The organism is Kitasatospora sp. NPDC059571 (assembly GCF_042735675.1).
Classification (GTDB): domain Bacteria; phylum Actinomycetota; class Actinomycetes; order Streptomycetales; family Streptomycetaceae; genus Kitasatospora.
Window position 1 is genome coordinate 1 of record NZ_JBHWBW010000369.1, and the last position, 8,006, is coordinate 8,006.

Genomic DNA, 8,006 nt, shown 5'->3' on the forward strand with positions numbered 1-8,006 from the left:
CCCCGGGGGGGGGCGCGCCGGCGGGGGGCCCCGGGGGCCCCGGGCCCCGGGGGGGGGCGGCGGGGCCCCCCGGGGGCCGCCCGGGGGCCCGCCCCCCCGGGGCGGCCCACCAGTCCGCGTGCGGGCCGGGCAGCAGCCGCAGCACCAGCTCCGCGGGCGGAGCGGGCAGCGGCACCAGCGCGGCGCCCGGGCCCACCGGGGCACCGCCGACCGGCAGCCGGTCGCCCGCGGCCAGCGGCGCCGGGCCCAGTCCGGAGAGCAGGTCCGTGGATCTGCTGCCGAGCACCCCGGGCACGGCGATGCCGCCGGCCACCGCCAGGTAGCTGCGCACCCCGTGGCTGGCCGGCCCGACCTCCAGCACGGCGCCGGCCGGCACTGCCACCGCCGCGCCCCACGCGGCCGGCCGGCCGTCCACCCGGACGCCGGCCGGAGCGCCGGTGACCGCCGCCAGCACGGGTGCCAGCGCCCGTACCGCGACGCCGCCGAGCGTGGTCTCCAGCGCCGCGGTGCCGGGCGGGTTGCCGACCAGGCGGTTGGCCGCGCGCAGCGCGGGCTCGTCCAGCGCACCGGCGCGCGGCACCCCCAGGTGCGCGACCCCGCGCCGTCCGAGGTCCTGCACGGTCGTCAGCGGTCCGGGCCGCACCACCAGCAGCTCAGCCACGCCCGGTCACCTCCTGCGGCACTCCGGCGCCCGGCCCCGCCGCGGTGAAGCGCACGCGCACGCCGGGCGCGAGCAGCGCGGCCGGCTCGCGCCCGGCGTCCCACAGCGGCAGGGCGGTGCGCCCCAGGAGCTGCCAGCCGCCGGGGGAGGAGCGCGGGTAGACCCCGGTGTACGTCCCGGCCAGGGCGACCGAGCCGGCCGGCACGCTGCTGCGCGGGGTGGCGCGGCGCGGCACCGCGTACTGCTCGGGCAGCCCGGTCAGATAGCCGAAGCCGGGGGCGAAGCCGCAGAAGGCGACCCGGTACTCGGCGCCGGTGTGGATCCGGACGGCTGCCTCCGGGGAGACGCCCCAGAGCCCGGCGACCTCGGCGAGGTCGGCCCCGTCGTAGACGGTCGGCACCTCGATCAGCGGGCCCTCGGCGGGCGGACGCGCGGGCAGCCGCCAGCCGGCGAGCTCGCGGGCGAGCGCGGCCCGGTCGGCGACGCCGTCCAGCAGGACCGTCCGGGCGGCGGGCACGATCTCCGTCACGGCGGGCAGGCCGGCCCGGCGCTCCGTCAGGAGGGCGTAGAGCGAGGCCACCTCTTCGGCCGTCGCCACCTCGACCAGCAGGGCGTCCTCGCCCACCGGACGCACCGTCATCCCGCCCACGGCCACCGCCTCCCCCGTCGTCGCGCCCGTCGCACCGTCGTGCCCGGCCGGGCTCAGCTGAAGGCCTCCACCCGCACACCGGCCGAGGCGAGCGCCCCGCGGACCCGCCAGGCCAGCTGGGCGGCGCCCGGGGTGTCGCCGTGCACACAGAGGGAACGGGCCCGGACGGTGACCGGTTCCGTGCTGATCGCGGTCACCGTGCCGTCCCGGGCGATGCCCACCGCACGGGTGATCACCGCCTCCGGGTCGTGCACCACGGCGCCCGCCTCGAGCCGGGGCACCAGCGTGCCGGCCCGGGTGTACGCGCGGTCGGCGAAGGCCTCGGCGACCACCGGCAGGCCGACCCCCTCGGCGACCGCGAGCAACTTCGACCCGGGCAGGCCCAGCACCGGCAGCGGCCCGTCGCAGACCGCGCCGGCCCGCAGCACCCCGGAGACCACCGCCTCCGCCTGCTCGTCGTCGGCCACCACCCGGTTGTACAGCGCCCCGTGCGGCTTCACGTACGACACCCGGGAGCCCGCGGCCCGCGCGAACACCTGCAACGCGCCGATCTGGTAGGCGATCTCGTCCGCCAGCTCCTCCGGCGGCACGTCCATCGCGCGGCGCCCGAAGCCGGCCAGGTCCCGGTAGGAGACCTGGGCACCGATCCGCACCCCGCGCTCCGCCGCCAGTGCGCAGACCCGCCGCATGGTGGAGGGATCGCCGGCGTGGAACCCGCAGGCGACGTTGGCGCTGGTGACGACGGACAGCAGCGCCTCGTCGTCGGTCAGTGTCCAGCGTCCGAACCCCTCGCCGAGGTCCGCATTGAGATCGATCACCGCGTCGGCCACGCGTAGCCCCGCCTTCCAGCAGCTCCTGGGGGTGATCGTAGGGCCTGATCGTTTGCTCCCGTGCCGGGGCGGTCGGGCGGGGGCCAGGTTGTGCCGAACGGCCGTCACCCGTTTGCATCCGGTACCGCCGTACGATGCCGGACGTGTCTGCGGGGCAAGGCAGTTGGGGTGGCGGCCGGCGGTGCGCGGGGCCCCTCCGGGTCAGAGCGCGACCATCGCGAGGACGAGCAGCACCACCGCGGCGGCGATCCACGCCACCGTGCCCACGGCGACGGCCCGGAGGGTCCACAGCGTGACGCGGAGCGGCCCGAGCGGGCCGCCGGCGCGGATCCACCGCCGGGTGACCGCGAAGTCGGCCATCGGACCGAGCCAGAGCGACAGCCACCACATCAGGACCCCGACCGGCGAGGACGCGAACGCGCCGGCCGGTCCGGGCAGGGCGGACCAGAGCGGGTACAGCGCGACCTGGGTCGCCGTTCCGGCGGCGAGCACGCCGAGCGCCCGCCCGGTGGGCCAGGTGTCGGTCCGGGCCGCACGCCCCGGGTGCGCCGTCATCGCGCCGGCCGCAGCGCCCGGGCGGCCTCGGCTGCGACCGCCGCCGACCCCGCGACGAAGCGCGTGCGGCCGATGCCCAGGACCCGCAGCGCCGGGCCGTGGTCCACCGCCACGAAGACGGCCGCGGCCAGCGCCAGCAGCCGCCAGCAGGCGACGGCGGGGGAGTGCAGCGCGGCCGGCAGCTGCCCGATCGAGGTGCGCAGCCGCAGGCAGTGGAAGGGGATGTGCCGCCGCTCGTCCGCCGCGATCCGGCCGGCGACCTCCGCGACCAGGCCGTCCGCCGCGCCGTCCCGGACGGCCCGGTAGTACGGCACCGCGACCACCTCGGCGACCAGCGGCACCATCAGCTCCAGCCGCAGGCCGAGCAGCCGCCGGAAGCGGACGAAGAGCGCGTCGCTCCAGTGCGAGCCGAGCAGCGGTGTCCCGGTGGCCCGGAGCAGCTCGGCGAGCAGCCGGGCGTGGTTGCGCTCCTCGGCGACGAAGAGCCGGACGGCGGCGGCGTAGTCGGCGTCGCCCGCCGCGTCCGCCTTGCCGATCAGTCCGGCCCCGTCGCCGTCCTCGCCGACCTGGAACTTCTGCAGACTGCGCAGCAGGGCCGCGGAGGCGCAGGCGCCGCGCGACCAGTCGGGGTCGCCGAGCTCCGCGCGCCAGGCCGCCTCGGCGGTGAAGTGCGCCACCCAGCGCGGGAAGTCCAGGCGGTCGAGGCCGGCCGGTGCACCGGTGGCCGTGCCGGCGGTCACCGGGCGGCCGCCGGGGTGAAGCCGTTCGGCACGGCGACGGCCCGGGCCCACTCGAGGCGGCGGATCGCCCGCAGCACGATCAGCAGCGGAACGGCGCCGATGACTCCGAACGACATGTCGACGAATCGCCAGTACAGCGGGATGCCGCGCAGCGGGCCGCAGATCAGCGCCAGCGGGAGGATCCCGGCGCAGGCCAGCAGGGCCCAGCGGATGACCCAGACGTTGCGCACCGGGTCGCGCAGCGGCCCCCAGAACGCGGCGGCGATCACCAGGTGGGCGAAGGCCAGCCAGTCGGTGCCGTAGGCCAGAAAGGGGTAGCGGCCGCCGGTCTCGGCCAGGCCGTCGCGCACCCGCACCGTCCAGTGGGCCAGGCCCGGCCAGTGCCCGCCGAGTCCGCTGCCGTCGACGGCGGAGGCGAGCCAGCGGGTCTCGGTCTGCAGCGGGAAGGCGGTCAGGCCGCTCAGCACGAGGCAGACGATGAAGATCCACAGCCAGGTGCGGATGCGCCGCAGCGAGGCGGCCCGGCCCGCCGCCGGATCGGTGTCCTTGGTCATGGCCCGCACTCTAGACCTCGGAATTGAACGCGTTCAAGTAGCAAACTGAACATGTTCAACATCTGGGCCGAATGGCGCCCCGGGGCCGCCGGAACCGGGGCAACCAGGCTCGTTTCGGTTGTTGTCGGTGCGAACCTCTAACCTTGTCCACCGTGACCGCCATCGCAGACCAGCCCGCCGCGGAGCTCCGGCCGCCCGCCGCAGCCGCCCGGCCCGCACCCGGCCCGGCCGCCGACGAGGGCCTGGCCCGCCGGCTCAAGGCGCTCGCCTGCACGGCACCGCTGCACGACCTCGACGCGCGCAAGGTCAACCTGGCCGGCGAGTACGGGTCGTACACCATGGCCGAGGTCGGCCTCGCGGTGATCGACCTGGTCACGCTCAACATGGACTTCGACACCGGCGCCGACCGCGACATAGTGCTGGGCCGCCTCCACCCGCGGATCGCCGCGCAGAACCCGGCCCGCAGCACCGCCGAGCACGAGCGGGTCGGCCGCTGGGTGCTCGAGTCGCTGATCAACGTCGGCAGCGTCGACCGCGGCTTCCGCGCCGTCTACGGCACCTTCGGCGCCGACGGCGGGTACGTCCGCCGCGACTACGACTTCAAGCTGATCGAGGAGGTGCCCGGGCCGGACGGCGGCGTCTACCTGCGCACCACCGACGAGGCCGTCAACGTCCTCGTCGGCGCCCTCGACACCGACGTCACCTCCGCCCAGATCGCCGCCGAGGTCAAGCTCGAGGTGCTGATCCGCCGCGGCCGCCTCGCCGACGCCCAGCTCGCCGCCGAGCAGGCCCGCTACCGCACCGTCCAGTACGCCGAGACGCTGCGCCGCGCCCTGGAGGCCACCCGGCGCAACGTCCGCGCCGTCGACTGGATGGAGACCGTCCCCGACCTGATCGACGAGGCGCTCGACCACATCGCCGACCGGTACCGGCACGAGAACGCCATCCTCACCAACATCCGCAAGGCCCGCGACGAGTCCACCGACCCCGAGCACAAGCGCCGCGCCGCCGAGCTCGTCGACATCGTCAAGGACTGCATCCGCCGCCACACCCAGCTCCAGACCCGCCTGCTGGAGGCCGGCCCGCTCTTCCGCGCCGAACAGGACCGCCAGGCCTTCGCCGCCCCCGGCGCCCGCAGCGGCATCGACCTGTACGGCCACCTGCTCGCCCCGCTGCTGGAGCTGCCCGTCGAGCAGGCCGTCCGGCCCACCGACGCGTTCTTCGCCCGCGGCACCGGCCTGCGCACCCCGGTCTCCGTCCGCGTCGCCGACCTCGTCGACCTGCTGCTCACCCCGCCGGTGGAGCGCGAGCACCTCGGCGCCGAGCTCCCCGAGCCGGACCTCGTCGCCACCCCCGACGACAGCCGCTTCAGCGAGGCCCAGCTGGACGCCGCCCTGGAGCTGCTCGACCTGCCCGCCGACGCCCCGCGGCGGCTCTCCGGCCTGCTCGCCGACGCCCGCCGCCAGGATCCGGACCTCCCGTACCTGGTCGCCCTGCTCGCGGTGCACGCCGCCAGCCCGCCGGTCGGCACCGCCTACCGCCAGGGCGAGGAGCGCCTGCTGTTCGCCGTCGACGACGGCGCCCGCCTGGACGACCCCGAGTTCGGCGGCGCCGACCTCATCGTCGGCAGCGCCCTCCTCGACGCCGCCGGCATGGCCGCCGCCCGCAAGGAGGCCGGCTGATGGCAAGCCGTGAGGGACGCGCGGGGGCACCTCCCGGCCACCGGGCCGGGGGAGAACCGCGCAATCCGGACGCGGCCGACCGAACGGGTACGGCCGCCCCGAAGGGGCGCGGGGCACTGCGCGGTCCGGAGGACAGCCGTGCTGTACCTGCCCCATCAGCGGTCGTCCCTGCCCACCCCGTGCACCGCGCTCGGACCGCGCAGTTCCCCGCGCCCCCAGTGGCCCACGTCTCTCGCAAGGAGCCCCGTCCGTGACGATCCACCACGAAGCGGTCTGGACCCCCGAGCCGGAGGGCGCCCCTGCGCCGATCAGCCCCGCCGACGTCGCCGACGCCGCGCGCCTGGTCTCCTTCGGCCTGCAGGCCAAGCTCCTCCCGGCCCGCGACGCGGAGTACGCCGAGCTGGTCCGCCGCTACCGCGAGGACCCGCCGTTCTCCCGGCTGGCCGACGCCGTCGCCACCGGCATGGGCCTGGTCGTCCTGGAGGTGTCCCCGCGGGCCGGCATGGCGGTCGCCGCCGCCGAGGACTCGGTCTTCGCCGTCCGGATGGGCGACTACTCGCGCCGCGCCGCCTCCGAGTCCACCGACCGCTTCCTGCACGGCCTCGCCCACCTCGCGGTCGCCGCGCTGGCCTTCCCCCGCCCCGAGGACCTCGCCGACGACGGCTACCTCGGCCGGGTCACCGTCAACGGCGTGGACGCCTTCGTCCGGCAGGCCTGCCGCCGGCTGGAGGAGCGCGCCGAGGCGGACGGCGCCGTCACCGACCCCGCCAGCGACGCCCCCGGCCTGGAGGCCGCCTGGCGGGTGTGGGCCCGCCGCTCCGCCACCGGCGCCACCAAGGACGCCCGCCGCCTCGCCGGCTCGACCACCGGCATCGTCTCCAAGGCCGTGCTGTTCCTGGTCGACTCCGGCTTCCTGCAGAAGACCTCCGACGACGCCGGCGGCACCTACCGCACCACCGCCCGCTACCAGCTCCAGGTCCGCGACCTGGCCGGCTCCGCGGCGATGGCCGAGCTGCTGGAGCTCGGCGTCGTCCCGGTCACCGACGGCACGGCCACCCTGCTGCCCGCCGACCACTCCGACGAGCTGGTCGCCGACGCCGGCCTGCCGTTCCACGCACTCTGATCAGCGCCAGGAGAAACCGCACCCCATGTACGAGCTCAACCGGGTCCGCCTGTACTCGATCGGGCCGGCCGGCGCCCGCTACGCCGACACGGTGCTCGACCTGCGCGGCGTCGGCGAGCCGGTGGCCGAGCCGGCCCCGCAGCAGATCGGCCTGTTCGGCGAGGAGCCGGAGGGCCCGCGGCGCCGCCCGGCCCCGGCCGGCGTGCTCTTCCTGGAGAACGGCGGCGGCAAGTCCGTCCTGCTCAAGCTGATCTTCTCGGTCATGCTGCCCGGCCACCGCAACACCCTCGGCGGCGCCAGCTCCGGCGTGCTGCGCAAGTTCCTGCTCGCCGACGACTGCGGCCACGTCGCCCTGGAGTGGCAGCACACCGTGACCGGCGAGCTGATCGTCGTCGGCAAGGTCAGCGAGTGGCGCGGCCGCCAGGTCTCCTCCGACCCGCGGAAGTTCGCCGAGCTCTGGTACTCCTTCCGCCCCGGCCCCGGCCTCACCCTGGACTCGCTGCCGGTCGCCGAGCGGATCGGCCTCGCCGGCGACCGCAAGGCCCGCGGCCGCCGCCGCACCATGAAGGGCTTCCGGGACGCCCTGACCGAGGCCGGCAAGGCCTACCCGTACCTCGACCTCACCTTCGAGGAGATCCACGACCGGTGGAACGAGCACCTCGGCGACCTCGGCCTCGACCCCGAACTCTTCCGCTACCAGCGCGAGATGAACGCCGACGAGGGCGAGGCGGCCGGCCTCTTCGCGGTCAAGCACGACGCCGACTTCACCGACCTGCTGCTGCGCGCCGTCACCGACACCCGGGACACCGACGGCCTCGCCGACCTCGTCCACGGCTTCGCCGCCAAGCTCGGCCGCCGCGCCGAACTCACCGCCGAACGCGACTTCACCGCCGGCTCGCTCGACCTCCTGCAGCGCATCGTGGACGCCACCGCCGCCCGCGAGAGCGTCCGCGAGACCCACCGCGCCGCCGAGCGCCGCACCCGCCGCCTCGCCCACGCCCTCGCCGCCCGCTCCGGCGCCGAGCGCGACCGCGCCCAGGACCTCGCCATCGAGGTGGCCGCCGCCGCGGGGGCCGTCACCGCCGCCGAGGCCGACCGCACCCGGCACTCCCTGATCACCGCCGAACTCACTCACCGGCACGCCACCCTGGGCCTCGCCGCGGCGACCGCCGAGGCCGCCGCGCTGCGCCGCGAGCTCACCGAGGCCCGCAC

The 8,006-nt window shown here is 76.6% G+C and carries 8 protein-coding genes and 1 pseudogene; 3 read left to right on the forward strand and 6 right to left on the reverse strand.

Annotation, left to right across the window (positions count from 1 at the left end):
* The 6 genes from ACFV0G_RS29795 to ACFV0G_RS29820 form a co-directional block, all read right to left on the reverse strand.
* Positions 1-661: biotin-dependent carboxyltransferase family protein (locus ACFV0G_RS29795; protein ID WP_380554771.1), on the reverse strand; the 661-nt coding region annotated here is incomplete at its 3' end.
* Positions 654-1,301, reverse strand: a complete 648-nt coding sequence (pxpB, locus tag ACFV0G_RS29800) for a 5-oxoprolinase subunit PxpB (RefSeq protein WP_380554773.1) — start codon at positions 1,299-1,301, stop codon at positions 654-656. The genes pxpB and ACFV0G_RS29795, both read right to left, overlap by 8 nt.
* A 62-nt stretch (positions 1,302-1,363) precedes the next feature.
* The gene (locus ACFV0G_RS29805) at positions 1,364-2,140 is read right to left on the reverse strand and encodes a LamB/YcsF family protein (protein WP_380554775.1); all 777 of its coding nucleotides are present in this window, start codon (positions 2,138-2,140) and stop codon (positions 1,364-1,366) included.
* Between the two features lie 201 nt (positions 2,141-2,341).
* A complete protein-coding gene (locus ACFV0G_RS29810) occupies positions 2,342-2,695 on the reverse strand; it encodes a hypothetical protein (protein ID WP_380554777.1) in 354 nt (117 codons plus the stop codon).
* The gene (locus ACFV0G_RS29815; protein WP_380554779.1) at positions 2,692-3,435 is read right to left on the reverse strand and encodes a ferritin-like domain-containing protein; all 744 of its coding nucleotides are present in this window, start codon (positions 3,433-3,435) and stop codon (positions 2,692-2,694) included. Before ACFV0G_RS29815 ends, ACFV0G_RS29810 begins: the two co-directional genes overlap by 4 nt.
* On the reverse strand, positions 3,432-3,989 hold the full coding sequence (locus tag ACFV0G_RS29820; protein WP_380554781.1) for a hypothetical protein: 558 nt from the start codon (positions 3,987-3,989) through the stop codon (positions 3,432-3,434). Before ACFV0G_RS29820 ends, ACFV0G_RS29815 begins: the two co-directional genes overlap by 4 nt.
* 152 nt (positions 3,990-4,141) lie before the next feature.
* Here ACFV0G_RS29820 and ACFV0G_RS29825 point away from each other — a divergent pair, with 152 nt between their 5' ends.
* The 3 genes and pseudogenes from ACFV0G_RS29825 to ACFV0G_RS29835 all read left to right on the forward strand — a co-directional run.
* Positions 4,142-5,671 carry a hypothetical protein gene (locus ACFV0G_RS29825; protein WP_380554783.1) on the forward strand — a complete coding sequence of 510 codons (1,530 nt, stop codon included), beginning with the start codon at positions 4,142-4,144 and terminating at the stop codon, positions 5,669-5,671.
* Positions 5,672-5,921: 250 nt separating this feature from the next.
* Positions 5,922-6,794: a hypothetical protein gene (locus ACFV0G_RS29830; RefSeq protein ID WP_380554785.1), complete on the forward strand. Its 873-nt coding sequence runs from the start codon at positions 5,922-5,924 to the stop codon at positions 6,792-6,794.
* 25 nt (positions 6,795-6,819) lie between these two features.
* Positions 6,820-8,006 (forward strand): annotated as a pseudogene (locus ACFV0G_RS29835) (hypothetical protein); the annotation flags it as partial.